Here is a 25,752-nt window from a genome sequence, read left to right as displayed (position 1 = left end):
GTCATCCGGCTGGAGGATGATCCTGGTCAGTCTGGGGGATGACTGCCTTCGAATGACGACAGGTGTCCTGCGATCCCAGATCCGGAGCACCTATCGCCATCTCGGCGGTCTTCGTCAGACCAGACCGTGCTCGTGTGCGAACACGACGAGCTGCACGCGGTCGCGCAGCGCGAGCTTCGTGAGCACCCGGCTGACGTGCGTCTTCACAGTCGCCTCGCTCAGGAACTCCTGTGCCGCGATCTCCGAGTTGCTCATACCGCGCGCGGCATACAAGAAGATCTCGCGCTCGCGCTCCGTCAGAGCGTCGTAGGCGGGCGGCGCGGGCTTCACGGGAGCGGCGAAGTGCGCGAACAGCTCCCGCGTCGCCGACGCCGCGATCACCTCGGACCCGGAATGCACGCTGCGCACGGCGGCGAGCAGGAACTCGGGATCGGCGTCCTTGAGCAGGAATCCGCTCGCCCCCTCCCGGATCGCACGGGCGGCCGCCTCATCGAGATCGAAGGTCGTGAGCATCACGATGCGCGGCGCGCTGGGATCGCGCAGCAGTTCGGCTGTCGCGGCGAGGCCGTCCATCACGGGCATCCGGATGTCCATGAGGACGACGTCGGGCCCGGTCGCGGTCACGACGGCGACGCCTTCTCTGCCGTCACCCGCCTCGCCCACCACCTCCATGTCGGGCTGGGAGTTCAGAAGCATCCGAATGCCCGCCCTGAACAGCGCCTGATCGTCGACGAGGACGATGCGGATCGGGTCGCTCACCGGTGATTCTCCTGGTTCGTCGGGTGGGCGGCTGCGTAGCCCGAGACCGGGATCTGTGCGCGCACCACGAACATCCTGCCATCGGGAGCCGCCGTGAGGGAGCCGCCGACGAGCTGCGCGCGCTCTGCCATGCCGACGATGCCGTGCCCGCGGGACGGCACAGGGGCTCCGCTCTCTGCGGATATGCCGTGTTCGGAATGCGGTCGGTGGGCGCCGACTTCGACCGCATTGCGCACCTCGATCGCCACCGCATCGACTGCCCATGCCATCCGGAGGTCGACGTCGCGCCCGTCTCCGTGCCGCAGGGCGTTCGTGAGCGCTTCCTGCAGGATGCGGAACACGGCCAGCTGCACCGCGGCCGGTGGCTCGCCCGGCGGCGTCGGGTCGACATCGACCGACAGTTCGACGCCGGCGGAGCGCACCTGTGCGAACAGCCCCTCCAGATCGGCGAGCGTTGGCTGCGGTCCATCGCCCTGCCTGTGCCGCAGCTGCGCCAGCAGCAGTCGCACGTCGCTCAGCGCTGAGCGCGCCGTCTGGCTGATGGTGCCGAGCGCCTGCTTCGCCACATCCGGATCGGCGTCGGCCGCATACCTGGCGCCGTCGGCCTGCGCCACGACGACGGCGAGAGAGTGCGCGACGACGTCGTGCATGTCGCGCGCGATGCGGCCGCGCTCCTGCTCGCTCGCGGTCTCGAACTCCGCGCGATCGCGCGCCTCCCGGTTCGCCCGTGCCTGACGCGACGCACGAACGAGCGCGCCCGTGGTCCACGAGAGCAGCAGCGCGAACACGATCATCGCGAACCAGCTGCCGCCGCGCAGGATCCATTCGTACGAGAACGGTTCGGCCGGCGACGCGTACTGGGTCATCAGCACCGTGTAGACGGCCGCGACGGCCGCGCCCGCGACCGCTGACGCGAGGCCGAGCCACATCACCAGACGCGTGCCGTACGCGGCGGTCGCGTACAGCACGCCGAACACCGCGACGTCGACCGGCTGGGGCCCGATCAGCACTGCCATCTGCGCGATCGCACCGGCCCACGCGATCCCGAGCGAGAGCGCGGGGGACAGACGTCTGATCGCGAGCGCCCCGGCGAAGACGAGTGTGACGGCGATGCCGAGCCACGGCACGATGTCCTGGCCGTAGTTCGTGGTCGGCAGCGGTTCGAGGAACGAGAACGCGAAGACCGGCACGAACAGCGCGGCGGCGAAGATGTCGAAGACGAGCTGACCCGTTCTCAACGGTCGTAGCAGGCTCGTGCGCATCCTCCTACGTTACGGCCGCGCGTCCATTCGGTCATCCGTCTCCGGATGTATTCCACGGGGTCGGCTCCGGCCGCGGCTGACGGAGCGAGAACATCCGGAGCGACGGAGTTCCGCCGCACCTGGCACGATCGGTCATACGCTGGGCACATACGGAGCAGCTGACGGAGGAGCGCTATGAGCGACACAGGTGCGGCGGGGCGGCGCGTGCTGCTCTCCGGTGGTACGAGCGAAGCCGGATGGGCGACTGCGCGCGCCCTGCGCGACGCTGGCGCCCGCGTGACGGTCTCCGGACATTCCGCGGACAAGCTCGCGGCGTTCGAGGCCGATGGATTCGACACGGCGGAACTCGACCTCACCGACGAGTCCGCCGTGTTCGCGATGGCGCTGCGGATCGGTGCCGTCGACGGCATCCTGCATCTGGTCGGCGGTTGGCGCGGAGGCGGCGGAGTGCCCGGCCAGAGCGAGGAGGACTGGCGCGCCCTCGAGCCGTCGCTGACCGCGTGGCGGCACGTGTCGCGCGCCTTCTGGGACGGCCTGACCGCCTCGCCCGCCGGCAGAGTCGCCGTCGTGTCGTCGACCGCGGTTGCCAGGCCTCTGGCCGGGGGCGCCAACTACGCGGCGACCAAGGCGGCGCTCGAGGCGTGGACCCGCGCTCTCGCCCACGGCTTCCGCAAGCACGCGCGCGACGCAGGCATCGACCAATCCGGAGCCGCATCGATCTTCCGAGTGAAGGCGCTGTCGGGGCTCGAGCAGCGCCTCGCCGACGAGTTCGTCGCGCTGTGGAACGTGTCTGCCGCCGACGTCAACGACCGCATCCTCGACCTCGCAGAGGAGTGAACGAGCGGCGCGTCGGGTGGTCGCCCGTGCGCGACAGGCGATGCCGCGACTGAGCAATGACCGACGATGCGTCGCGGGCGCCGACGACACATCGTGCGCGCCGGGCGGAGCGCCGCTCCCCGCGGCGCGAACTACGCTGGATCGGTGACACCTCTGCACAGCACGACGGAGCGCGGCTTCGCGTCGGACAACTACTCAGGAATCCACCAGGACGTGCTCGCGGCGATCGCCGCGGCCAACGGCGGCCACCAGAGCGCGTACGGCTACGACGCGTACACCGAGCGTCTGCAGGAGGTGATGCGCGCTCACTTCGGCGAGCGCGCCGAGTCCTTCCCCGTCTTCAACGGCACCGGAGCGAACGTCGTCTCGCTGCAGTCGATGCTGCCCCGCTGGGGCGCCGTCGTCGCGCCGGAGACGGCGCACATCAATACGGACGAGGGAGCAGCGCCCGAACGGGTCGCCGGGATCAAGCTGATCACGGTGCCGACCGAGGACGGCAAGCTGGCCCCTGAGCACATCGACCGGGTCACGGCGGGCCGCCTCGACGAGCACAACGCGCAGCCGCTCGTGGTGTCGATCACGCAGTCGACCGAGCTGGGCACGCTCTACTCGGCCGACGAGGTCCGCGCCATCGCCGACCGCGCACATGCCGCGGGCATGAAGCTGCACATGGACGGTTCGCGCATCGCCAACGCCGCAGCGGCGCTCGATCTGCCGCTGCGCGCCTTCACGACAGACGCCGGAGTCGACGTGCTGAGCCTCGGCGGCACGAAGAACGGCGCGCTGGCCGCCGAGGCCGTCGTCGCGGTCGACCCGGATGCCGCGGACGGACTGATCTACCTGCGCAAGTTCGACATGCAGCTGGCCAGCAAGATGCGGTTCGTGTCGGCCCAGCTGCTCGCGCTGTACGACGGCGACCTGTTCCTGCGCAACGCGCAGCATTCCAACGGGATGGCCGCGAGGCTGCGCTCCGGGCTGAGCCGGATGATCGACGACGGCACGGTCGCGGGCGTCTCGGTCGCCGACGGGCCGGCGAACGGCGTGTTCGCCACGCTGCCCGACGGCGTCGCCGACCGGCTGCGCGACCGGTTCCACTTCTACGACTGGAATGCCTCGCGCGGCGAGGTGCGCTGGATGTGCAGCTTCGACACGACGGAGGAAGACGTCGATGCCCTCATCGCCGCCGTCGCCGAGGAGACGCGCGCCGCCTAAGGGTTCCGCCGGGCGGCGACTGACGACAACGCAGGCAGGGCAGTGCCCGCGGACCGCTCGGTCAGCGGAGTGCGCCGAGGTGGGCGAGGGCGGTGCGCACCAGCGCCCCGCGACCGCCCTCCATCTCAGCGGCCAGCGCGTCGCTGGCGGCCTCCTCCGGCGGCATCCAGGTGACCTCGAGAGCGTCCTGACGCGGCTCGCACGTGCCCGTGACGGGGACGGCGAAGGCGAGCGAGACCGCATGCTGGCGTTCGTCGTGGTACGCCGACAGGCCGGGCAGCGGGAAGTACTCCGCCACCGTGAAAGGCACAGGCGACGGCGGGATCACGGGGAACGCCATCGGCCCCAAATCGTTCTCGATGTGGCGGAACAGGGCGTCGCGCACGGTCTCGCCGTAGCGGACGCGGCCGGAGACGATGGTCCGGCTCATCTCGCCCATCGGGCTCGCCCGCAGCAGCAGTCCGACTTCCGTGACCTGCCCGACGCCGTCGGTGCGGACCGGGACGCCCTCGACGTAGAGGAACGGCAGCCGACGACGCGCCTCCGCCAGCTCGATCTCGCTCAGCCATGCCGGGTTCGACTCAGCCTCATCGCTCACGAGGGGGTCGTCTGGCAGATCATCCGGATCAGGCGTGCGAACGGTCATGCTTCCTGTATACCCGCTGGAGCCGACATTCCGCACCGCTCAGGGACAAGCCGCGCCGACGGGCCGCATGGCACGCCTCATCGACGCCCCGTCCGCGCAGCTTCTCACAATGTCGGACGCCGCAGGCATGATGGTGCCATGATTCCGATTCCCGAGATCGACGATTCGTCCACGCGATGGCACGGCGAGGGCGCCGACCCCTCACGACCGCTCACCGTGCTGATCCACGGCTACGGCGCTGACGAGCACGACCTCATCGCGCTCGCGTCGTCGCTGCCGACGGGCTTCGACTACGCCGCGGTGCGCGGTCCGCTGGCGCCGCCGTTCCCCCTGCCCGGATACTCCTGGTACCCGCTCGAGGGTGAAGGTTCGGGAGACATCGACGTCATCACAGAGTCGACGAACCGACTGCTGGCCTGGCTCGACTCGCTGGGGCGCACCGGGCCCGTGGGCCTCGTCGGGTTCTCGCAGGGCGGTGTGCTCGCCGTGCACGCCATGCGGCTGCGGCCGGAGGCGTTCGCGTTCGCAGGCAACCTCTCCGGCTACGTGATGCCGGGCGACGAGATGCCGGGCGACGAGTCGTTGGCCGAGCGTCGCCTTCCCGTGTTCTGGGGCAGGGGCTCATCCGACGATGTGATCCCCGAGGGTCTGGTCGTGCACACGACCGACTGGCTTCCCGGTCACGCCGACGTCGTCGGCCGCACCTACCCCGGCCTGGGTCACGCGGTCGCTCCGGATGAGGTGGCCGATCTGAACGTGTTCCTCGCCAAACAGCTCAAGACGCTCGGCGGCTGACATGTTCTGACGGGAACGGCCGCGGGGTGCGCATCGCACCGCCGCGGCCGCCCATCCGGAGTCGTCCCTGCTTCTACTCCACGTCGCTCTCGTCCTCGGCGCCGCCCTCGGGGTACGCCGTCTCGGGCTTGCGCGCGAGGAAGACGGCGCTCGAGATGAGCCCGCCCCAGATCACGACTGCGGCGATGATCAAGAAGGTCACGGCAATGGCGCTCATCTGGCGCTTCCCTTCACTCGGAGCTGGGCATCGGTCGGCCATGCGTCGAATCGGTCGGGGTCGTGGCTCCAGCGCAGCTGGGGCAGCACGAACGCGGCGATCAGCATCACGATGATGCACCCCCATCCGGCCACCCAGAGGTACCAGGTGTCATATCCCTCGTACCCGTTCTGCAGGAAGTCGACCGCTTTGGTGATCAGCATGTAGCCGAGCACCACGGGTGCGAGCACGGTGGTGAAGATCTGCCAGAGGATGCCGACCTTGAAGGTCGACACCGTGCTGAGATGGCGGGCCAGCACCGGGCCCTTGCGGTTCACCCAGAGCACGATGATCGACATGCCGACGGCGGATCCGACGATGCCGAGCTGGTTCGACCACGCGTCGATCGTGTCGAGGGCGGTGAGCCCCGACGTCGAGCCGAACAGCACGAGCGAGATGACGGCCAGAGGGACTCCGAAGCCGAGCACTGTGCCGCGGCGCGTCCAACCGAACTTGTCGCGCAGCGCGGCGATGACCACTTCGAGGATCGAGATCAGCGAGGTGAGCCCGGCGAGCGTCAGCGAACCGAAGAACAGCGCGCCGAACCACGCCCCGCCCGGCATCTGGCTCACGATCGCGGGGAAGGTCATGAACGACAGTCCGACGCCGGTGAGCCCCTCCAGGTCGCCGACGGCGATGCCCTGCTGGAAGGCGAAGAAGCCCAGCGTGGCGAACACGCCGATGCCGGCGATGAGCTCGAACGAGGAGTTCGCGAAGGCGACGACGAGGCCGGCACCGGTCATGTTCGAACGACGCCTGCGGTACGACGAGTACGTGATCATGATGCCGAAGGCGATCGACAGGGAGAAGAAGATCTGCCCGTATGCGGCGATCCACACGTTCGGATCGGCGAGCGCGGAGAAGTCCGGTGTGAAGAAGGCGTTCAGTCCGTCGACCGCGCCGGGAAGGGTGAGTGCGAAGCCGACGAGCACCAGGAAGCCGATGATCAGCAGGGGGATGACGATCATGTTCGCCCGCTGCACGCCTTTCACGACGCCGGCCGCGAGGATGATGAGAGTCACGATCCACGCGATCACCAGCGGGATCATCACCGAAGGCACGAATTCGAGAGTGAACGGGCTCGCCGACGTCTGAAGGTACTCACCGACGAAGAACCCCGCGGTGTCGTCGCCCCAACGCAGATCCCACGAGAACACGAAGTAGCTCGACGACCACGCGAGCACCGCCGTGTAGTAGGCCGCGATGAAGACGCAGATCGCCACCTGGAACCAGCCGAGCCCCTCCCCCAGCTTGCCGCCGAGGCGCTTGAGCGCCAGCGGAACCGAACCGCGGAACCGGTGACCGATCGCGTAGTCGAGGAACAGGATCGGGATTCCCGCCGTGACGAGCGCGACGAGGTACGGGATGAGGAAGGCGCCGCCGCCCGATTCGTACGCGACACCGGGGAAGCGCCAGATGTTTCCCAGACCGACGGCGGAGCCGATGGCCGAGATGATGAATCCGAACTGGCCCGTCCACTGCTCGCGCTGTGGGACGGCCGCTGTGGGGTCTGCTCGCGTCATGGCGATCCTTCTGCCGTATGCGTGACGCCGCGGACGTGTTTCGAATCGACGTCAGATCCTGAGCGTAATCTGTGAGAGCTCCGGATGAAAGAGCCGATCCGAAGTCACGAGCTCGCAGTGTGCGCTGTTCCGTTTCATGGCGACGGCGATGCCCGCGCAGATCGACGATCACCTCCCATCGGGGCGACGCGCCCCGGGTCAGCGAGCAGGGGGCACAGGCGGGTCGCCGCCGTCGCGCGGGGTGGCGAAGACGAGCGCGAACGCTGCGGCGAGCGCGATACCGATCGCTATGCCGATCCCGATCTGATCGAGCGCCACCCCCATGGCAACGCCGATTCCGACACCGATACCGATTCCGACACCCCAGTTGGGCCGACGCGCAGGGCGCCTGTCGCTGTGGGATCCTTCGCCGCTCATCCGGCACCTCCTCGCCTCACTCGGCATCCATCCGGTGCGCTTCACGCTACGCGCGGCCACGACTGCGCGCCTCCCCCGAGCGACGGAGATCCGCACCGTGATCGTGGCAGCGCATCCGGATGCTCGCGAGGCGCTGATGGTCTCCGGGCGGTACGCGGTGGGCCGGACGTCACACGCCGTGCGCGGCAGTCACGCGTCCAAGCGACCGGCGAACGGGGCAAGGGAATCGCGGATCGACGCGAGCTGCTCCGCGTCGAGACCGACGCTGGCCATGATCTGCTCGGGAACCGCGAGCGCCCGTTCACGCAGCGCGGCGCCCTCATCAGTGAGGCCGATCGCGAGCCGTCGCTCGTCGTCGGTGCGCCGCTCCCTGCGCACGTACCCCTGCGCCTCGAGCCGCTTCACGAGCGGGGAGACCGTGGCGGGTTCCAGCGCAAGCGCTGTCGCGAGATCGCCGAGAGTCTGCGGGGACCGTTCCCACAGGGAGAGCATCACGAGGTACTGCGGGTGCGTGAGCCCCAGCGGTTCCAGGACGGGGCGATAGATCGAGACGACGTTGCGCGCAGCCGTGACGATCGCGAAGCAGAGCTGGTTCTCGAGCTTGAGAAGTTCGTCACGATTCATCACTCGGTGATTCTATCGCCCGCATAAAGTTAGTACACTAATCATATGTGGCAGCCACCCCTCAAGAAGCCCCTTCGTCAGCGGATCCGCGACGCGGGCGGCTTCTACCTGTGGGTCAACGCAGCTCTCATCCGCGCCGCTGGGCCTCCGCAGATCGGCGTGGGCACGCAGCCGCGATGCCGCAGCTGCGGAGCGCTCAAGTATGAGCACGTGCTGGTGGACGACGGACTGGGCTGCCCGGATTCCACACCGGCATAGCGTCGCTTCGCGGACCACTGGGCCGGGTTCCCACCGCAGCGCGCCCGGCGGTGTACAGCCGGTGCCGCGCGAGACGCACCGAGAGCGTGTGCAGTTCGACGAGGAGCGCGCCGCCCAGCGACCCACGGGTGTGTATCATAGAAGCCCCTGTCGTCGAACGAAGGATACGAACGGTGAAGATCGTCGCTGCTTCCGCGCTCTCGCGCTGAACCGACGACGCCGCCGTACCCTCTGCAGGGCCTCTGGCAGCCGCCATAGGGTATTCGCCCGGTGAGCGTCGCGGATCCGCGCACCCGCGCTGACCCGCGACAGGCCTTCGCCCCTCCGTAGATTCAGCGCACCCGCACGCAGATTCCACGGAGGTTCCTGATGCCGTCTCTCGTTCTCTCATCCGTCTCGTTCCGCTGGCCGGACGGCTCGATCGCCCTCGATCGCGTCTCCGGCTCCTTCAGCGACGGCCGCACCGGGCTCGTCGGCCGCAACGGTACGGGCAAGTCCACCCTGCTGAAGCTCGCCGCCGGAGCACTCGCCCCGACGGGCGGCACTGTCACCCGCGACGGCGACGTCGCATACCTTCCGCAGCGGCTCACTCTCGACGTCGACGCCGGCGTCGCCGACCTCCTCGGCATCGCAGAGCCGCTGACCGCGCTGCGCGCCATCGAGTCGGGCGACGCCGATCCGCGACGTTTCGATGCCGTCGGCGACGACTGGGACGTCGAAGCACGCGGGCACGCAGCCCTCGCCGAAGCGGGTCTGCCGCCTGAGGCGCTCGATCGCACGGTCGGCACGCTCTCGGGCGGCGAGGCGATCCTCGCCGCCACCCTCGGGCTGCGGATGCGCCGGGCACCCATCACCCTGCTCGATGAGCCGACGAACAACCTCGATCGCGATGCCCGCGAGCGTCTCTACGGCGTCGTGCGGGCATGGCGCGGCGCTCTCGTCGTGGTCTCGCACGACACCCGACTCCTCGAGCTGATGGACGACACCGCCGAGCTGCACGCGCACGAACTGAGCGTGTTCGGTGGTCCTTACTCCGAGTGGCGCGCCTGGCTCGAGACCGAGCAGCAGGCAGCGCAGCAGGCCGAAGTCGATGCGAAGAAATCGCTCGCGAAGGAGAAGCGACAGCGCTCAGAGGCCGAGTCGAAGCTGGCCAAGCGGGCACGCACGGCGCATAGGGCCGAGGTCGAGAAGCGCGTGCCGAAGATCGTCGCGCACGGACGCAAGCAGGCCGCGCAGGTGTCGGCTGGGCGACTGCGCACCGAGGTCGCCGAGAAGGAGGCCGAAGCCAGAGCCGCGCACGACGCGGCCCAGCGGCGCGTGCGCGACGACGATTCGATCCGCCTCGACCTGCCCGATCCGGATGTCCCGCCGAGCCGCCGCATCGCGACGTTCGCGAGCGGCGCAGCGGCGCCGGATCCGGATGGCGTGTCTGCTCCCGACAGTACGGGGCCGGATGCTCCATGGCGGTCCGCGACGCATGACCCGGATGGCGGGCCTGCCGACAGCGCTTCAGATCCGGATGAACGTGGAACGGCGGCGAGCAAGGCCACGGCCGTCGTGGACCGGGGCGAACCGGAGTCGTCGGCGGCGCTCGTCACCGATCCGGCAGAGCCGGCAGGCGATGCGAGTGCGAACGTCCAGGATCGAACGGCCCCGGATGGACGACCGCCCTCGGCGCCGCAGATCACCGAGCGGCATTGGATCGTGCAGGGGCCGGAGCGCATCGCACTGATCGGGCCGAACGGGTCGGGCAAGACGACGCTGCTGCAGGCGCTCGTCGGCGCGATCACCGAGTCCGCTGGCACGGCGGTTCCCACCTCATCCGGAGACGATGACCCGTCCGCGACGGCTTCCTCCTGGCGCAACCGCACATCCGCGACTGCGTCAGCCGGTCCGGCTCCGAACGCAGCCGCTCCCGCGTCATCCGAGAGCGGCGCCGCCCCCGCGACTGCCTCATCCGGCATCCTTCCGAGCGCGACCGCACACACCGAACGGATCGGCTACCTGCCGCAGCGTCTGGACGGGCTCGACGACGATGAGAGCGTGCTCGACACGGTGCGTGCCGCGGCGCCGGATGTGCCGGATCGCGAGCTGCGCAACCGGCTCGCGCGATTCCTCATCCGAGGTGCGATGGTCGATCGACCGGTTCGCACACTGTCGGGCGGCGAGCGGTTCCGTGTGCTGCTCGCCCGGCTGCTGCTCGCCGACCCGCCGCCGCAGCTGCTCGTCCTCGACGAGCCCACCAACAACCTGGACCTCGATACGATCGACCAGCTGGTCGGAGCGCTGTCGGTCTACCGCGGCGCGATCGTGGTGGTCAGCCACGACGATGCGTTCCTGGAACGGCTCGGCGTCGACCTGACTCTCGAGCTGTGCGACGGCGTGATGCGGCAGGTGTGAGGCCGGTTCGCGCGCGTTCGGCAACAGAGTGCGCATAGGTCAACACGCTGTGCGCTGCGGCGTGTTCGGGAGTGCGCATTCTGTTGCGTTGCGCGCAACTGGCCGCGCGGCCAGGGGCTTGGTCGCCCGGCGCACCTCGACCCGACCCGCCCCGTTTCGAGGCTCGCGAGATGCGCACGTTTCCGACATCCGGGCGTCAGAAGCGGCGCATCTCGGCGAGATGTGCGCATCTCGGCAGCCGGACGTGCGAGGGCTACACGGCGGGCTGCGGGCGGCGGTCGAGGGTGCGGGCGAGGGCGGCGAAGGCGAGGGCGCACAGTGCGTGCACGGCGAAGACCGCGCCGAGGGCGGTGTCGATCGCGGCGCTGTCGTCGCCGGCGATCTGCCAGAACGCGCCGCCGAGCAGCGCGACGCCGACGCTGAGACCGACCTGCTGCATCGTGGTGAACAGCCCGCTCGCGGCGCCAGCCGCCCAGTGCGGCGCCCGTGACAGCACGGTGTGCAGCAGTGGACCGAACATCATGGCCTGAGCCACGCCAAGGGGGATCAGCACGAACTGCAGCGACCACAGGTCATCACGCCCGGAGAAGGCCAGAATGCCGACGCCCGCGAACGTCGCCGCCTGGCCGAGCGCGGCGAACATCATCGTGCGAGATCCCGCCGTCGGCAGCAGCACGGGGAGGATCACCGATGTGGCGACGAACGCCGCCCCGAAGCCGAGCACCAGCAGTGATGCCCCCAGCGCGCCCATGCCGAAGCGCGCCTGCGCGAGCGCAGACAGCTCGTACAGGAACGCGCCGTAGGTCGCGAAGAACAGCAGCGTCATCACGAGTCCGCGCCGCACGACCCTGATGCGCAGCACAGAGGGCGGCACGACCGGAGTCACGCCCTGACGCTCCGACCGGCGCTGCAGCTGCCAGAACGCGAGCAGAGCGGTCATTCCCACGAAGATCGCGACGATGCTCCAGGCGGGCCAGCCCTCTCCGGGCCCGATCGTGAGCGGCACGATCACGAGGAGCAGGCTGGCGCCGATGGTGACGGCTCCCCTGACATCCATGGCCAGCGGCTCCGGCGAGCGCGACTCCGGCACCGCGCGCAGACCGACGACGCCGACGAGAGCGATCGCACCCGTCACGACCTGCACGATGCGCCAGCCCAGGTCGGCGGGCGCTGCCGCCGCGATGCCGCCGGCGACGACCTGTCCCAGCACCGTGCTGACTCCGCTCATCGCAGCGAACAGCATCAGGCCGGTGCGCCGCGTCGGGCCCTCCGCCGTCGTCTGAATGGTCGACAGCACCTGTGGCGTCAGCAGGCCGGCCGCGACGCCCAGCAGAACCCGCAGTGCCACGAGCGCCACGAGGCTCGTCACGAACGCCGCCGCGATGCTCAGCACTGCGACACCGAGACCGCCCACGATCAGCATCCGGCGCCTGCCGCACCGATCCCCGAGACGCCCGGCGATCACGAGCGAGGCGGCGAAGGCCGCGGTGTAGGCGGAGAGCACGAGCTGTTCGCCCGCGCTGCCCGTGCCGAGATCACGGCCGATGTCATCGGCGAGCACGTTCACCGATCCGAACGTGAAGTTGACGGGAACGAAGGCGACGAGCAGCACGGCGAGGCCGGAGCGCGTGAGCGGTCTGGTGGGGGCGGTCAGGGATGTCATGATCCCACGATCACGGCCGCCGCATCCTGTTACCAGAAGCCCGCTGATGCTATTACTGCTGACACCTGGCAGAGATCATCGCACTGACGCAGACTGGTGGCATGCCTCCAGCGGACCCTCAGCTGCGCGAACTCGGCGCATTCCTGCGCGCCAGGCGCGAGCGGGTCACTCCGGCTGTCATCGGGTTGGCCACCAGCGGTCGGCGACGCACCCCGGGGCTGCGCCGGGAAGAGGTCGCCCAACTCGCCGGTGTCGGCATCACCTGGTACACCTGGCTCGAGCAGGGCCGTGCGTCCGGCGTCTCGGAACAGGTCATCGGCGCGGTCGCACGCGTGCTCAGGATGACCGACGCAGAGAAGCACCACGCGCTCGTGCTGGCAGGGCACGCTCCTGTGAAGCAGGCCCCGCCGATGACGCTGCAGCCTGCGCACGCCGCGATCCTGGAGCAGATGCTGCCCTTCCCCGCCGCGGTGCAGACCGATGGCTACGAGATCGTCGCATCGAACCGGGCCTACAGGTTCGTGTTCGACGACCTCGATCGGTACGCCCCTGACGACCGCAACTGTGCGTGGCTGATGTTCACCGATCCGGTCTGGCGCGGCAGCATCGTCGATGAGTCGCTCGTGCTCCCCGATATCGCCGCCCGGCTCCGCGCGCACCAGGCGGAGCACCGCGACGAGCCCCGGTGGGCGCGTCTGGTCGAACGGCTCATCGAGCATTCCGACGACTTCCGTCGACTGTGGGAGGACTACGACGTGGCCGACGAGCGCCCGCGCCTGCGCCGCTATCGCTCACCGCGCGTCGGTGTGCTGAACGTGCACTTCCAGAGCCTGTGGCTCGATCAGTCCAGCGGCTCCCGGATGATCGTGATGTCCCCGGCCGATGCTCCCACCCGCGAACGGCTTGAGCGGCTGTCGTCGCTCGTCGCCTCGGCGCCCGCGTGGACGGCCAGGGAGGACGTACTCGCCGACGTCGCGAGCTGACCCTGCTCGTTCGTCGCCGGATGTCTGAGCCACGGGGCAGGATGGGGGAATGGACGTTCTCGATCGGTTCGGGCAGGCGACGCGGGAGTGGTTCCGCGGCGCGTTCCCCGCCCCGACCGACGCGCAGATCGGCGCATGGGAGGCGATCTCGCGGGGTCGCCATGCGCTCGTCGTGGCCCCGACCGGCTCGGGGAAGACCCTGTCGGCGTTCCTGTGGGCGATCGACCGCGCCTTCCGCGAGCCGCGCGATCCGGACGAGAAGACCACCAGGGTCCTGTACGTCTCGCCGCTGAAGGCGCTGGGCGTCGACGTCGAGCGCAACCTGCGCTCACCGCTGGTCGGCATCTCGCAGGCTGCGAAGCGTCTGGGAATCGATGTTCCGGACGTCACGGTCGGCGTCCGCTCCGGCGACACACCGTCGTCCGAGCGGCAGAAGCTCGTGCGCACCCCGCCGGAGATCCTGATCACGACGCCCGAATCGCTGTACCTGATGCTCACGAGCCAGGCGCGGCGCACCCTGCGCGGCGTGCACACGGTGATCGTCGACGAGGTGCACGCAGTGGCGGCGACCAAACGGGGAGCGCACCTGGCGGTGTCGCTCGAGCGCCTCGACGACGTGGTCACGGGCCCCGGCGGCGCGGGGCGCCCGACCCAGCGCATCGGCCTGTCGGCGACGGTGCGGCCGATCGACGAGGTGGCGCGGTTCCTGGGCGGCGTCGCGCCCGTCGACATCGTGGCGCCGCGGGCGTCGAAGACCTTCGACCTGCGGGTCACCGTGCCCGTGGACGATATGCAGAACCCGCCGCCCGCCGGTGCGGGAGCCGACGCGTCCCACGGCAGCGATGAGGGTGAGGACGACTGGTTCCGGCCTCCGGAGTCGACGGAGATGACCGGATCGATCTGGCCGCACGTGGAGGAGGCGATCGTCGACCGCATCGTCGAGCAGAGATCGACGATCGTGTTCGCGAACTCGCGCAGGCTGGCGGAGCGGCTCACGGGTCGGCTCAACGAGATCTACGCCGACAGACTGGGGCTCGAACCGCCTCCGCCCGCGAAGGCCGCGCTGAGCGGGCCGACCACGTCGGAGACGGCGGGCGTCGCGCCCGTGCTGGCGAAGGCGCACCACGGGTCGGTGTCGAAGGAGCAGCGCGCGCAGGTCGAGGACGAGCTGAAGTCGGGGGCGCTGCGATGCGTCGTGGCGACCAGCAGCCTCGAGCTCGGCATCGACATGGGTGCCGTCGATCTCGTCATCCAGGTCGAGGCGCCGCCTTCTGCCGCGAGCGGGCTCCAGCGCGTGGGGCGTGCGGGGCACCAGGTGGGCGAGATCAGCCGGGCGGCTCTGTTCCCGAAGCACAGGGCGGACGTGCTGCACACGGCGATCGTCACCGAGCGCATGCTGACGGGGCGCATCGAGGCGATCGAGGTTCCGCAGAGCCCGCTCGACATCCTCGCCCAGCACACGGTCGCCGTGTGCGCCACCGACTCCGTCGACGTGGAGGGCTGGTTCAGCACGGTGCGCCGCTCCGCGCCGTTCCGGTCGCTCCCGCGCAGCGCGTTCGAGGCGACGCTCGACCTGCTCGCGGGGCGCTACCCCTCCGACGAGTTCGCCGAGCTGCGCCCGCGTCTGGTGTGGGATCGCGACGCCGGCACGCTCGAGGGCCGGCCCGGTGCGCAGCGCCTCGCGGTGACCAGCGGCGGCACGATCCCGGATCGCGGACTGTTCGGCGTGTTCGTCGCGGGTGAGACGCGAGGTGCCAGGGTCGGCGAGCTCGATGAGGAGATGGTCTACGAGTCGCGAGTGAACGACGTGTTCACGCTGGGGACGACGAGCTGGCGCATCGTCGAGATCACCCACGACCGCGTGAACGTGGTGCCGGCGTTCGGCCAGCCCGGGCGCGTGCCGTTCTGGCACGGCGACGGGCTCGGTCGCCCTGCGGAGCTCGGCGAGGCGCTCGGAGCGATGTCGCGTGAGCTGGCGTCGGCATCGCGTGAGAAAGCAGCCGATCGCCTGGCCGACGCAGGGCTCGACGAGCGCGCGATCGGCAACCTGCTCGACTACCTCGCCGAGCAGAAAGAGGCGACGGGGTCGCTCCCCACCGATCGCACGCTCACCGTCGAGCGGGGCAAGGACGAGGTCGGCGACTGGCGGATCATCCTGCATTCCCCGTACGGCATGCATGTGCATGCGCCGTGGGCGCTGGCGGTCGGCGCCCGCATCAGAGAACGACTCGGCGTCGACGGGTCGGCAGTCGCCAGCGACGACGGCATCATCGCGCGCATTCCCGATGCGGAATCCGATCCGCCAGGCGCTGAGCTCTTCGTCTTCGAACCCGACGAGCTCGAGCAGATAGTCACTGAGGAGGTCGGCGGCTCCGCACTGTTCGCGTCGCGCTTCCGCGAGTGCGCCGCCCGCGCGCTCCTGATGCCGCGCACCCAGCCGGGCAAGCGCAGCCCGCTGTGGCAGCAGCGCCAGCGGGCGGCGCAGCTGCTCGAGGTGGCGCAGCGCCACCCGACGTTCCCGATCATCCTCGAGACCCTGCGGGAGGTGCTGCAGGACGTCTACGATCTGCCTGCCCTGCTGCGGCTCATCCGTGGCATCGGGGAGCGCCGCATCCGGCTCGTGGAGACCGAGACGCCGCAGCCATCCCCCTTCGCGCGCGACCTGCTGTTCGGTTACGTCGGCGCGTTCGTCTACGAGGGAGACTCCCCGCTCGCCGAACGCCGTGCCGCGGCGCTCTCGGTCGACCCCGCGCTGCTGAGCGAACTGCTCGGGCGCGTGGAGATGCGGGAGCTGCTCGATCCCGACGTCATCGCCCAGTACGAGGCGGAGGTTCAGCGCCTCGCGCCGGATCGCAGGGCGAGGGGCACTGAGGGCACAGCCGATCTGCTGCGCCTGCTCGGGCCGCTCACACCGGAAGAGCTCGCGGTGCGCCTCGTCGGCGATGATGCTCCGGGAGTGCCGTCCGGGGCCGGCCAGGCACCGGCGACCGCCTCGGTCGAGACGGCGACCGAGCATCTCGATCACCTGGTGCAGCAGCGGCGCGCGATCCGGGTGGCGCTCGCCGGCGCGAGTCGCTTCGCCGCCGTCGAGGACGCGGGCCGCCTGCGCGATGCACTGGGTGCGGCGCTGCCGATCGGACTGCCGAACGCCTTCCTCGAGCCTGTCTCGGATCCGCTCGGAGATCTCGTCTCGCGCTACGCCCGCACGCACGGCCCGTTCACGACCAGCGCCGTGGCGGAACGCCTCGGCATCGGCGTCGCGGTCGCCCGCCACACGCTGCAGCGGCTCGAGGCGCAGGGACGCCTGCAGAGCGGGTTCTTCCTGCCGGAGGGCACGCTCTCCGGGGCCTCTTCCGACGAGAAGGAATGGTGCGACAGCGAAGCGCTCCGGCGCATCCGGATGCGCTCGCTCGCCGCTCTGCGGGGCAGCGTCGAGCCGGTGCCGCAGCCGTCGTACGCGCGGTTCCTCGTCGACTGGCAGCATCTCGAGCGTCCGCTGGAGGGTATCGACGGCGTGCTCTCGGTGGTCGAACAGCTGGCGGGAGTGCCTGCACCTGCGAGCGCGTGGGAGTCGTTGATCCTGCCGAGCCGTGTGCGCGACTACGCGCCGTCGATGCTCGACGAGCTCACCTCGACGGGTGAGGTGATCTGGTCGGGCCACGGCACTCTTCCTGGGCGCGACGGCTGGGTGGCGCTGCACGCCGCGGATGCCGCAGACGTGACGCTCGCCGATCCGGACGATGCGGCGGAGTTCGCACCTGAGTCCCTCGAAGGTCGCATTCTCGGCGTGCTGTCGTTCGGGGGCGCGTACTTCGCGCCCCAGCTGGCAGACATGATCCGCTCGCGCATGCCGGACGATGAGGCCGCGGCGGTATCGGAGACATCCGTCGTCGACGCGCTCTGGAACCTGGTATGGGCGGGCAGGGCGACCAACGACACGTTCTCGCCCGTGCGGACCCTGCTGGCGGGAGGCACGCAGGCGCACCGCGCGAAACGACGCCCGCCGCGGGCTCGTGCGTACCGAGGCGGCGGACTGCGCAGACCCGCCCCTCGGCCGACGATCGGCGGGCGCTGGTCCGTGCTGCCCGCTCGCGCATCCGACCTCGCGGTGCGGCAGGCCGCGACCGCCTCCCTGCTGCTCGACCGATACGGAGTCGTCACACGCGGTGCGGTGCAGAGCGAGGGCACGCCGGGTGGGTTCGCCCAGGCGTACCGCACGCTCGCCGGCCTCGAACAGGCGGGGCACTGCAGGCGCGGGTATCTGATCGAGAAGCTCGGCGCGGCGCAGTTCGCCGCGTCGACGACGATCGACCGGATGCGGCATTTCGCCGCTCAGGACGATCCGGCGCCCCTGCGCGCCGTGATGCTCGCCGCGACCGACCCCGCCAACCCGTACGGGGCGGCGCTCGCGTGGCCGACGATCGACGGCGTGAAGCACCGACCAGGGCGCAAGGCGGGAGGAATCGTCGTGCTCGTCGACGGGGAGCTGGTGCTGTACCTGGAGCGCGGAGGGAAGAGTGCGCTCGTCTTCGCCGACGACGAGTCCGTTGTGCTCGCCGCGTGCCGAGGCCTTGCAGAGGGTGCCCGTGCCCGCCGACTCGAGACCCTCACAGTCGAGCAGGCCAACGGCGAGTTCGTCTACACGGCGCCGTTCGGCAGGGCACTGCGTGCGGCGGGGTTCGCAGAGTCGACGAAGGGGCTCACGCTGCGCCGCTCCTGAGGCGCTCCCGAATCAGTGGCCGATGTAGCGGCCGGGGCGATGATTGACGGCGAGGACGAGATTCACGACCACGACGCCGAGCGCGCTCAGCAGCACCAGCGTCCACGGCACGACGAACAGCGCGGATGCCACGATCAGTGCGTCGACGATCATCTGCACCCATCCGGCACGGAACCCGGTCTTCTCCTGGATGAGGATCGCGACCACATTGACGCCGCCGAGGCTCGCCTGATGCCGGAACAGGATGAGCATGCCGACGCCCACCAGCAGATTCCCACCGAGCACGGCATAGACCGGCACGATGTCGTGAAGCGGCATCAGCGCTGCGTTCACGCTCGACAATGCGGAGACGATGCCGACCGAGCACAGCGTGAGCAGTGTGAACCGAAGGCCCTTCTTCCACAGCGCGAGCGCGATGAACGGAACGTTCACGAGCGCGAACACGAGCCAGAAGGGTGCTGCCAGCACCTGGTCGAGCAGGAGCGCGAGACCTGCCGTGCCGCCGGTGACGGCGTCGACGGACTTCAGCAGGTGCAGTCCCAGCGCCGCGACGAACGTGCCGGTCGCGATGCCGAAGACGTCCTCCGTCGGCGTGTGCCTGGTCTGTTCCCATTCGAACACGAGCGCGTCGTCGTCCGATCGATCGTCGAGATGAGGAGTGGCAGCCACTCGCCCCATCGTACGCCGCGAATATTCTCCGGCTTCGGGAATATCCGCGGCACGGCATGCGTTGAGGAGTTAGGCAGGCCTAAGTCCAGGCCACGGAAGGACATCGTGGGCAAGAACTACGTCGACATCGAGAACGACAACGGTGAAACACTGCGGTACCGCAAGCACATCAACGGCCGCGGACTGGTCGCGCACGGCGCGAAGGTCCACCCCGAGGCGCGCGTGGAATCCGGGGCGTACGTCGAACCCGGCGTGCGGGTCGCCGCCGGCGCCAAGATCGCGAAGGGTGCCTGGATCGAACCGAACGTGCAGATCGGCTCCGACGCCATCATCGATGCAAACGCGCACGTCGGACCCGGCGCCGCAATCGGCGCGCGGGCGCACGTGGGCATCCGGTCGATGATCGGCGCGGATGCGCTCGTCGCCGACGGCGCGATCATCCGCGACGACGAGAAGATCGCCACGAAGGCGCGCATCGTCACGGACAGCAGAGGGTTCAGACTCGCCGCCTGACCGCACATACCGACCCGAGCGCCCGTCGCCTGGCTGCATCCAGCCGCGGCGGGCGCTCGGTCGTCTCCCGGGCGGGCGCCGACCGTGCGCTCAGCGCGACGAGCGTGCGCCTCGACCGCGGGTGATCGCAGCGAAGTGCTGCACGTCGTCGGCATCGCGTTCGCGCAGCCACCCGAGCGCGACCGGCAGAACCGGTCCGTCGACGAGCGGGCGATGGTCGACGTCACGGCGATGATGCAGGCGCGCCAGCGACATCGGCACCACCACGATGCCGACGCCCGACGCGACGATCTCGATCGCATCCTCCGTCGTCGCGGGTGCGCCGAACGTCGCCGCTTCGGTCGGAAGGCCGAGGTCGCCGATCACATCGTCCGCCGGTGTGATCAGCACCTCGCCGACCAGGTCCTCCGGGGCGAGTTCGTCCGCTGCCATCAGCGATGATTCCTTCGAGGCGACCACGACGGACACCTCGTCGTACAGACGGATCGTGTGCAGCCCATCCGGGTCTCCGTCGATCGGCAGGCGCACGATCGCGGCGTCGACCTCTCCCGCGTCGAGCGCAGCACGCTGGCCGTCGGCGCTGATCGGCACGAGTTCGAGTCGGGTCTCCGGCCTCTGCTCGCGCCACCGCTCGATCCACTTCCCCGGCATCGCCCCGGGCACCGCCCCGAGCCGGAACACGGCAGGCGCCGCGCCGAGATCGTCACCTGTTGCGCCCGCACCTTGCGGACGGACGGTCTCGTTGCGTTCCGCTCCGGCGTTCCCGCCCGTCCGCTTCCCCGCTCCCGATGCACCGGGTTTCTTGCCGACACGGGGCGCTCCACGGTGTCCTGCGCCGCCGGGCGCACCGCCTCGCCGCGCTCCCGCCCGACGCTTCGGGTTCTGCCTCGCCATGCCTGAAAGCGTACGGCCAACGCCCCGTGCCCGACCTGCACCCCGCCACCACAGGCTCTGCCGAGCGGACCACGACCGCGTGAGTCAGTGCCAGCGCCCATCGTTTCGCATCCCACGCGGAGCCCGAGGGCTCAGGTGGGGAGCATGTCGATCTTCTCGCGCAGGTACGCCTCCAGCGGCATGACGGCACCGGACGAGGTCCACCGGATGACGACGGTGCCGTCGCGCACGCTGAGGGGGCCGGATGCTCCTTCCGCCGCGAGCGCGGACAGGTCGATCCCGGTGTGGTCGACGTTGACGACCGTGCCCGGCTCGAACCCGCCGCGCACGCACATCGCCTCCGCCTCCGCGCGTCGCCTGGCCGCGTCGGAGGTGAAGCCGCGTCGGCGCTCCTCAGACGCGCGCAGAACGTCGCCGACCTCGTGGACCGCGGTGTCGCCGATCAGCAGCGTGCCGACGCGCCAGGCCCGCCCGTCCGGAACGACACGGGGCCGAGCGCCCATCGCCGCGCGCAGCGCACCCGGCACGATGAGCCTGCCGAGGTGCTCACGCGGAGCGCGGCCGAGCCGCTGCCGCGCCCTGTCGAACAGCGCGGCGGCGCTGGCCGGATCGGCGGCGGCGCGATCATCGGAGCCATCGCTCATCCGGTTCTCCGCCACCCCACCAGGCTACGCCGGGCGCTGAGTCGAACGTGCTACTTCCAGACGTCGGCGGCGATGTCGACGACGTGACGGACCTTCGCCCACTGCTGCTCCTCCGTGAGCACATTGCCCTCCTCCGTCGAGGCGAAGCCGCATTGCGGGCTGAGCGCGAGCTGACTGAGATCGGCGAACTGCGCGGCCTCGGCGATGCGCTGCGTGATCTCGTCGACGGGCTCGAGCTCGCCGGCCTTCGACGTCACCAGTCCCAGCACCACCGTCTGGTCGCCCGGCTGCAGGAACCGCAGCGGCTCGAAGCCGCCCGCTCGCTCGCTGTCGTACTCGAGGAAGAACCCGTCGTACGGAACCGCGAACAGGTGCTCGGCGATCGGCTCGTACCCTCCCGACGAGATCCACGTCGACCGGAAGTTGCCGCGGCAGATATGCGTTCCGACGACCAGGTCATCCGGCCTGCCCTCGAGTACGCGGGTGAGGATCGACGCGTAGCGCTCTCCGAGCCCCTCGGTCTCGATGCCGCGCTCGTTCTTCGCACGGTCGAGCTCGTCCTGGCTGCACAGGTACGCCCACGCGGTGTCGTCGAGCTGAAGGTAGCGCGCGCCCTCGTCGTAGAACGCCCTGATGGCGTCGCGGTACGCCTGCACCAGATCGTCGATGTAGTCGCTGCGGGTCTCGTACTCGTCGGCGGTGAGATTCTGCGGCTCCACGCGGAAGTCGAGCACGGTCGGCGCCGGCAGCGAGAACTTCGGCTGCACGCCGGCCGCCTCGGCCACGGGCTTCAGCGCACGCCAGTGATCGAGCATCGGGTGGTCGGAGAAGCCGATGCGGCCGTTCACCTGCACGGCCTTCTGCTTGGTCTGTGCCCCCTGGAACGGCAGACCGTGGTCGGTCTCGATGATGTCGACGCCGTCGAGACCGCCGAAGAAGTCGAAGTGCCACCACGCGCGGCGGAACTCTCCGTCGGTGGCCAGCTGGAGCCCCGAGTCGGCCTGCCTGCGCACCAGGGAGGCGATCTGCTCGTCCTCCGCGCTGCGGAGCGCGGCGGCGTCGATGTCACCTGCGGCGTGGGCGGCGCGGGCGGTCTTGATGGCGTCGGGGCGCAGGAACGAGCCGACGATGTCTGCACGATATGGAGGATTCACGGTCACGCCTTCAACCGTACGCGGCCGACGCCGACGCTTCGAGCCGCGCGCAACACATCGCAACCCTCGCGCCGGATGCCGTCTGTGGGTGATCTGCGTCAGCATCGGCATCCGCATACCAGCAGAGATCACCTGCAGACGGACGGGTCAGGCCAGGCGCGCTTCGCCTTCATCGTCCTCGACCAGGGAGAGGGGGCGCACGGGGGTCGAGTCGCTGCCGTGGATCTCGCGGTGGATGCGCTCCATCCGCTCGTCGAGCTCGCTCGCCGTGATCGCCGCGTCGCGCAGGCTCTCGAGGATGCGCGACGGCACCTGTTTGTCGTACTTGTAGTAGGTCTTGTGCTCGAGGCTGGCCCAGAAGTCCATCGCGATGGTGCGGAACTGCACCTCCACCGGTACCCGGATCTTCCCCGTCGAGAGGAACACCGGAACGTCGACGATCGCGTGCAGGCTCTTGTAGCCGTTCGCCTTGGGGTTGGCGATGTAGTCCTTGATCTCGCGCACTTGGACGTCGTCCTGCATCCGGAGCTGATTGAACATCCGGTACGCGTCGGTCACGAAGCTGCAGGTCACGCGCACGCCGGCGATGTCGAGGATGTTGCGCCTGACCGATTCGAGGTCGGGTTCGATGCCGCGCCGCGTGACCTTGTCGACGATGGAGTCGACGCTCTTCAACCGCGTCTCGACGTTCTCGATCGGGTTGTAGGCGTGGTCGTTCTCGAAGTCCTCGCGCAGGATGAGCATCTTGGTCTCGATCTCGCGCATGCCGAATCGGTACTGCGAGAGGAACTTCGACAGGTCGTCGCGCATCTGGCGAGCCCGGATCAGCTCCCGCGGGTCGACGACGATCCCCTGGTCCAGTGGCTCCGCTGTCATGGCTTCACCGTACGACGATGGCGTAGGCATGCGCTGTGAGATCTCTATGCTCCGGATGAGCCGAGCAGCTCCCCGCCGGCTGCAGGCTCTGCCGCCCACTCCGGTTCCCCGAAGTGCACCACCGCCGCGAACTCGGCACGCCCCCCACACCGGAACCGGCCGGCCGGAACGGGAACCGCACTGCGGCGCACCGGAAGGCGATGGCCAGCGCGACAATACCGGTAGCGTCGAGGTGTGCACGACGACGAAGACGGCTCCCCGCTCGGCCGCGATGAGCCCGCTCCGATTCCGACGAGCGGTCGGCCGTGGAAACGCACGTGGCGGCGTTCGCTCGCCTTCGCGATGGCGTCGATCGGAGTGCCGTTCGTGGCAGCGGGGTTCGTGCTCGCGCTGCTCATCGCCCTCTCGCACCCCAGTGCTGGGCCGTCGGCGTTCCTCTCGCCGCTGCTCCCGGTCGCGATGGCGCTGGTGTCGGTCGCGGCGATGACGCTGTTCGTCCGGCGGTCGCGGTGGCACTCGCGCACCGTGTGGGCGGTGATGGCGATCGGCTCATGCCTGCTCTCGATCGCAGCCACCATGATCGCGTTCGCGCTGATCGCGGGCCTGCAGTCCGGATGGCTCGGCCTCTGGTTCGGCGCGGTGGGCACGATGATGGCCGCTTTCTACTTCTGCACGCTGGGCGGACCGCTGTGGGCGGCGGCCGGGGCAGTCGCGGGCGCGCGCATCGTCGGCGTCGAACGCCGCGCCGACCTGTGGCGATTCGGCCTCGCGACCGCAGCGATCGGCGCCGTCGTGGCGACGGCGGCGGCCTGGATCGCGCACGGCGACCCGTCGGGCGACTCGGCACTCGCCCGCTGCTCCGGCTACTCGGCGCAGATGCCGGTCGAAGGGGATTTCTCGGGCGGATGGAGCTGGTTCCCGCTCGGCTGGGACTGCCAGTGGGGCAGCACGCGGGCGATCGACGTGGTCTTCTGGCCGACCTTCCCGTTCTCCATCGGCATCGCCCTGGCCGTGCTCGGCCTCGCCCTCATCCTGGCGAACCTGCCCCACCGCCACCGCTCATCCTGACCCGCACCCCGACTTTCGCTCGCTACCGCGCCGGCTCCTCGTGGAACCACGCCCGCGCCGCCCACAGCGACACGTACACCAGCCCCACCAGCACGGGCACCTCGATCAGCGGGCCGACGGCCCCGGCGAGCGCCTGCCCGCTGGTGGCGCCGAATGTGCCGATCGCCACGGCGATGGCGAGCTCGAAGTTGTTGCCGGCCGCTGTGAACGCCAAGGCCGTCGAGCGCGCGTAGCCGAGGCCGAGGCCGCGCCCGAGCAGCAGTCCCGCGAACCACATGATCGCGAAGTAGGCCAGCAGCGGCAGGGCGATCCGGACGACATCGAGCGGCTTGGCGAGGATCGCCTCGCCCTGCAGCGCGAACAGCAGCACGATCGTGAACAGCAGCCCGTACAGCGCCCACGGCCCGATCTTCGGCAGGAAGGAGCCCTCGTACCAGTCACGCCCCTTGGTGCGCTCCCCGATGAAGCGAGACGCGAACCCCGCCACGAGGGGGACCCCGAGGAACACCAGCACGTTCAGCGCGATCTGCCACACCGACACCTCGAGCCCCTGCGTGTCGAGGCCGAGCCACCCCGGCAGCACCGTGAGGTAGAACCAGCCGAGGAAGGCGAACGCGACCACCTGGAAAACCGAGTTGATCGCGACCAGTACGGCGGTGGCCTCACGGTCGCCGCACGCGAGGTCGTTCCAGATCACGACCATGGCGATGCAGCGGGCGAGACCCACCAGGATGAGGCCCGTGCGGTACTCGGGCAGATCGGGCACGAGCAGCCACGCCAGCGCGAACATCACGGCGGGCCCGAGCAGCCAGTTCAGCAGCAGCGACGACACCAGCAGCTTCACGTCACCCGTCACGGCCGCGACGCGGTCGTAGCGGACCTTCGCGAGCACAGGGTACATCATCACGAGCAGACCGAGGCCGATCGGCAGCGAGATGCCGCCGACCTCCATCGCGGCGAGCCACCCGGACATCGCCGGCACGAAGCTGCCCAGCGCGAGGCCGACGATCATCGCCAGTCCGATCCAGGCGGGCAGCCATCTGTCGAGCGTGCTGAGGCGCCGCGGCACCTGGCGGGTTGCGGTGTCGGTCATGAATGTTCTCCAGATGGTCGGGAGCGGGACGTCGGCACGGTCACGCAGGTCACGGGTTCAGCACGTCGGCGACGCGCTCGAGCGAGCCGGGCACGAGCGAGTAGTACGCCCAGGTGCCGCGCTTGCTGCGCGCGAGGAAGCCCGCGTCCGTGAGGATCTTCAGATGGTGCGAGACGGTCGGCTGGCTCAGGCCCACCGGCTCGGTGAGGTCGCACACGCACGCTTCCTTCTCGGCTGTCGCGGCGACGATGGACAGCAGTCGCAGCCGAGTCGGGTCGGCGAGCGCCTTCATCGTCTTCGCGAAGTCGTCTGCTTCGTCCACCCCGAGCGGTTCGCGCACGAGGGGTGCGCAGCACACGGCCGAGGCGCTCGGCTCCTGCGCCGATGCGGCATCGTCTGTCGCGAGCGCGCGGTCTGCTCGGTCGATCAGCACGGGGATCTCAGCGGTCATACATCGATGATAGTAAATATTGACAATCTTCGATA

General features: G+C 69.7%; 24 protein-coding genes. 9 read left to right on the top strand and 15 right to left on the bottom strand.

Annotated elements, in window-relative coordinates; all coding sequences use genetic code 11:
- Window positions 1–114: 114 nt before the first annotated feature.
- Together DZG09_RS05390 and DZG09_RS05385 are read right to left on the bottom strand one after the other, a co-directional pair.
- Window positions 115–759 (bottom strand): response regulator, encoded by a 645-nt coding sequence (locus DZG09_RS05390; protein ID WP_119696628.1) that lies wholly within the window; start codon window positions 757–759, stop codon window positions 115–117.
- Window positions 756–2,021: a sensor histidine kinase gene (locus tag DZG09_RS05385; RefSeq protein WP_119696627.1), complete on the bottom strand. Its 1,266-nt coding sequence runs from the start codon at window positions 2,019–2,021 to the stop codon at window positions 756–758. Before DZG09_RS05385 ends, DZG09_RS05390 begins: the two co-directional genes overlap by 4 nt.
- A gap of 174 nt (window positions 2,022–2,195) precedes the next feature.
- On the opposite strand from DZG09_RS05385, the gene DZG09_RS05380 reads away from it, so the two are divergent.
- Window positions 2,196–2,858 (top strand): SDR family oxidoreductase, encoded by a 663-nt coding sequence (locus tag DZG09_RS05380; RefSeq protein WP_119696626.1) that lies wholly within the window; start codon window positions 2,196–2,198, stop codon window positions 2,856–2,858.
- Between the two features lie 144 nt (window positions 2,859–3,002).
- A complete protein-coding gene (locus DZG09_RS05375; protein WP_240423722.1) occupies window positions 3,003–4,070 on the top strand; it encodes a threonine aldolase family protein in 1,068 nt (355 codons plus the stop codon).
- 61 nt (window positions 4,071–4,131) lie between these two features.
- Here the strand turns inward: DZG09_RS05375 and DZG09_RS05370 are convergent, their stop codons facing one another.
- The gene (locus DZG09_RS05370; protein WP_119696624.1) at window positions 4,132–4,716 is read right to left on the bottom strand and encodes an NUDIX hydrolase family protein; all 585 of its coding nucleotides are present in this window, start codon (window positions 4,714–4,716) and stop codon (window positions 4,132–4,134) included.
- A gap of 138 nt (window positions 4,717–4,854) precedes the next feature.
- Here DZG09_RS05370 and DZG09_RS05365 point away from each other — a divergent pair, with 138 nt between their 5' ends.
- A complete protein-coding gene (locus DZG09_RS05365) occupies window positions 4,855–5,511 on the top strand; it encodes an alpha/beta hydrolase (protein WP_119696623.1) in 657 nt (218 codons plus the stop codon).
- Window positions 5,512–5,584: 73 nt separating this feature from the next.
- Here DZG09_RS05365 and DZG09_RS05360 read toward each other — a convergent pair whose 3' ends face one another.
- The 4 genes from DZG09_RS05360 to DZG09_RS05345 form a co-directional block, all read right to left on the bottom strand.
- The gene (locus tag DZG09_RS05360; RefSeq protein WP_119696622.1) at window positions 5,585–5,728 is read right to left on the bottom strand and encodes a methionine/alanine import family NSS transporter small subunit; all 144 of its coding nucleotides are present in this window, start codon (window positions 5,726–5,728) and stop codon (window positions 5,585–5,587) included.
- A complete protein-coding gene (locus tag DZG09_RS05355) occupies window positions 5,725–7,290 on the bottom strand; it encodes a sodium-dependent transporter (RefSeq protein WP_119696621.1) in 1,566 nt (521 codons plus the stop codon). Before DZG09_RS05355 ends, DZG09_RS05360 begins: the two co-directional genes overlap by 4 nt.
- A gap of 198 nt (window positions 7,291–7,488) precedes the next feature.
- A complete protein-coding gene (locus tag DZG09_RS05350) occupies window positions 7,489–7,707 on the bottom strand; it encodes a glycine zipper domain-containing protein (RefSeq protein WP_119696620.1) in 219 nt (72 codons plus the stop codon).
- 189 nt (window positions 7,708–7,896) lie between these two features.
- Complete coding sequence (locus DZG09_RS05345; RefSeq protein WP_119696619.1) at window positions 7,897–8,331, bottom strand: MarR family winged helix-turn-helix transcriptional regulator; 435 nt, start codon at window positions 8,329–8,331, stop codon at window positions 7,897–7,899.
- A gap of 45 nt (window positions 8,332–8,376) precedes the next feature.
- On the opposite strand from DZG09_RS05345, the gene DZG09_RS05340 reads away from it, so the two are divergent.
- A complete protein-coding gene (locus DZG09_RS05340) occupies window positions 8,377–8,589 on the top strand; it encodes a hypothetical protein (RefSeq protein WP_119696618.1) in 213 nt (70 codons plus the stop codon).
- 369 nt (window positions 8,590–8,958) lie between these two features.
- Window positions 8,959–10,989: an ATP-binding cassette domain-containing protein gene (locus DZG09_RS16860; RefSeq protein ID WP_240423720.1), complete on the top strand. Its 2,031-nt coding sequence runs from the start codon at window positions 8,959–8,961 to the stop codon at window positions 10,987–10,989.
- A 253-nt stretch (window positions 10,990–11,242) separates the two neighbouring features.
- On the opposite strand, the gene DZG09_RS05325 is transcribed toward DZG09_RS16860, so the two are convergent.
- The gene (locus DZG09_RS05325) at window positions 11,243–12,652 is read right to left on the bottom strand and encodes an MFS transporter (protein ID WP_119696617.1); all 1,410 of its coding nucleotides are present in this window, start codon (window positions 12,650–12,652) and stop codon (window positions 11,243–11,245) included.
- A gap of 101 nt (window positions 12,653–12,753) precedes the next feature.
- On the opposite strand from DZG09_RS05325, the gene DZG09_RS05320 reads away from it, so the two are divergent.
- A complete protein-coding gene (locus DZG09_RS05320; protein WP_119696616.1) occupies window positions 12,754–13,635 on the top strand; it encodes a helix-turn-helix transcriptional regulator in 882 nt (293 codons plus the stop codon).
- A gap of 49 nt (window positions 13,636–13,684) precedes the next feature.
- Window positions 13,685–18,355 (top strand): ATP-dependent helicase, encoded by a 4,671-nt coding sequence (locus DZG09_RS05315; protein WP_119696615.1) that lies wholly within the window; start codon window positions 13,685–13,687, stop codon window positions 18,353–18,355.
- 12 nt (window positions 18,356–18,367) lie between these two features.
- Here the strand turns inward: DZG09_RS05315 and DZG09_RS05310 are convergent, their stop codons facing one another.
- Window positions 18,368–19,024, bottom strand: coding sequence for a YitT family protein (locus DZG09_RS05310; protein WP_240423718.1), 657 nt, complete (start codon window positions 19,022–19,024; stop codon window positions 18,368–18,370).
- A gap of 105 nt (window positions 19,025–19,129) precedes the next feature.
- Between DZG09_RS05310 and DZG09_RS05305 the strand changes: the two genes are divergently transcribed.
- Window positions 19,130–19,537, top strand: coding sequence for a transferase (locus DZG09_RS05305; RefSeq protein WP_119696613.1), 408 nt, complete (start codon window positions 19,130–19,132; stop codon window positions 19,535–19,537).
- Between the two features lie 90 nt (window positions 19,538–19,627).
- Here DZG09_RS05305 and DZG09_RS05300 read toward each other — a convergent pair whose 3' ends face one another.
- The 4 genes from DZG09_RS05300 to DZG09_RS05285 form a co-directional block, all read right to left on the bottom strand.
- Complete coding sequence (locus tag DZG09_RS05300; RefSeq protein ID WP_119696612.1) at window positions 19,628–20,431, bottom strand: LysR family substrate-binding domain-containing protein; 804 nt, start codon at window positions 20,429–20,431, stop codon at window positions 19,628–19,630.
- 131 nt (window positions 20,432–20,562) lie between these two features.
- Window positions 20,563–21,090 carry a glutaminase gene (locus DZG09_RS05295; RefSeq protein WP_162893169.1) on the bottom strand — a complete coding sequence of 176 codons (528 nt, stop codon included), beginning with the start codon at window positions 21,088–21,090 and terminating at the stop codon, window positions 20,563–20,565.
- 35 nt (window positions 21,091–21,125) lie between these two features.
- Window positions 21,126–22,235, bottom strand: coding sequence for a 5-methyltetrahydropteroyltriglutamate--homocysteine S-methyltransferase (locus tag DZG09_RS05290; protein ID WP_240423717.1), 1,110 nt, complete (start codon window positions 22,233–22,235; stop codon window positions 21,126–21,128).
- A 141-nt stretch (window positions 22,236–22,376) separates the two neighbouring features.
- Complete coding sequence (locus DZG09_RS05285; RefSeq protein WP_119696610.1) at window positions 22,377–23,105, bottom strand: GTP pyrophosphokinase; 729 nt, start codon at window positions 23,103–23,105, stop codon at window positions 22,377–22,379.
- Window positions 23,106–23,339: 234 nt separating this feature from the next.
- On the opposite strand from DZG09_RS05285, the gene DZG09_RS05280 reads away from it, so the two are divergent.
- The gene (locus DZG09_RS05280) at window positions 23,340–24,173 is read left to right on the top strand and encodes a hypothetical protein (protein WP_119696609.1); all 834 of its coding nucleotides are present in this window, start codon (window positions 23,340–23,342) and stop codon (window positions 24,171–24,173) included.
- Between the two features lie 22 nt (window positions 24,174–24,195).
- Here the strand turns inward: DZG09_RS05280 and arsB are convergent, their stop codons facing one another.
- A complete protein-coding gene (gene arsB / locus DZG09_RS05275) occupies window positions 24,196–25,266 on the bottom strand; it encodes an ACR3 family arsenite efflux transporter (protein ID WP_119696608.1) in 1,071 nt (356 codons plus the stop codon).
- A 49-nt stretch (window positions 25,267–25,315) separates the two neighbouring features.
- Entirely contained in the window at window positions 25,316–25,717 is a 402-nt protein-coding gene (locus DZG09_RS05270) for an ArsR/SmtB family transcription factor (RefSeq protein WP_119696607.1), read from the bottom strand.
- Between the last annotated feature and the right edge of the window lie 35 nt (window positions 25,718–25,752).

Origin of the sequence: Microbacterium halotolerans (genome assembly GCF_003569805.1) — a bacterium.
In the GTDB taxonomy this organism is placed as follows: Bacteria; Actinomycetota; Actinomycetes; order Actinomycetales; family Microbacteriaceae; genus Microbacterium; species Microbacterium halotolerans.
Note: the sequence above shows the minus strand (reverse complement) of the source record. Positions and strands in the feature narration are given on the sequence as shown.

Bases quoted from the DNA above. Each gene is read 5' to 3' on its own strand.
- DZG09_RS05345 (WP_119696619.1), bottom strand. From the start codon at position 8,331: ATGAATCGTGACGAACTTCTCAAGCTCGAGAACCAGCTCTGCTTCGCG.
- DZG09_RS16860 (WP_240423720.1), top strand. From the start codon at position 8,959: ATGCCGTCTCTCGTTCTCTCATCCGTCTCGTTCCGCTGGCCGGACGGC.
- DZG09_RS05360 (WP_119696622.1), bottom strand. From the start codon at position 5,728: ATGAGCGCCATTGCCGTGACCTTCTTGATCATCGCCGCAGTCGTGATC.
- DZG09_RS05325 (WP_119696617.1), bottom strand. From the start codon at position 12,652: ATGACATCCCTGACCGCCCCCACCAGACCGCTCACGCGCTCCGGCCTC.
- DZG09_RS05370 (WP_119696624.1), bottom strand. From the start codon at position 4,716: ATGACCGTTCGCACGCCTGATCCGGATGATCTGCCAGACGACCCCCTC.
- DZG09_RS05355 (WP_119696621.1), bottom strand. From the start codon at position 7,290: ATGACGCGAGCAGACCCCACAGCGGCCGTCCCACAGCGCGAGCAGTGG.
- DZG09_RS05385 (WP_119696627.1), bottom strand. From the start codon at position 2,021: ATGCGCACGAGCCTGCTACGACCGTTGAGAACGGGTCAGCTCGTCTTC.
- DZG09_RS05270 (WP_119696607.1), bottom strand. From the start codon at position 25,717: ATGACCGCTGAGATCCCCGTGCTGATCGACCGAGCAGACCGCGCGCTC.
- DZG09_RS05340 (WP_119696618.1), top strand. From the start codon at position 8,377: ATGTGGCAGCCACCCCTCAAGAAGCCCCTTCGTCAGCGGATCCGCGAC.
- DZG09_RS05285 (WP_119696610.1), bottom strand. From the start codon at position 23,105: ATGACAGCGGAGCCACTGGACCAGGGGATCGTCGTCGACCCGCGGGAG.
- DZG09_RS05300 (WP_119696612.1), bottom strand. From the start codon at position 20,431: ATGGCGAGGCAGAACCCGAAGCGTCGGGCGGGAGCGCGGCGAGGCGGT.
- DZG09_RS05380 (WP_119696626.1), top strand. From the start codon at position 2,196: ATGAGCGACACAGGTGCGGCGGGGCGGCGCGTGCTGCTCTCCGGTGGT.
- DZG09_RS05350 (WP_119696620.1), bottom strand. From the start codon at position 7,707: ATGAGCGGCGAAGGATCCCACAGCGACAGGCGCCCTGCGCGTCGGCCC.
- arsB (WP_119696608.1), bottom strand. From the start codon at position 25,266: ATGACCGACACCGCAACCCGCCAGGTGCCGCGGCGCCTCAGCACGCTC.
- DZG09_RS05320 (WP_119696616.1), top strand. From the start codon at position 12,754: ATGCCTCCAGCGGACCCTCAGCTGCGCGAACTCGGCGCATTCCTGCGC.
- DZG09_RS05315 (WP_119696615.1), top strand. From the start codon at position 13,685: ATGGACGTTCTCGATCGGTTCGGGCAGGCGACGCGGGAGTGGTTCCGC.
- DZG09_RS05365 (WP_119696623.1), top strand. From the start codon at position 4,855: ATGATTCCGATTCCCGAGATCGACGATTCGTCCACGCGATGGCACGGC.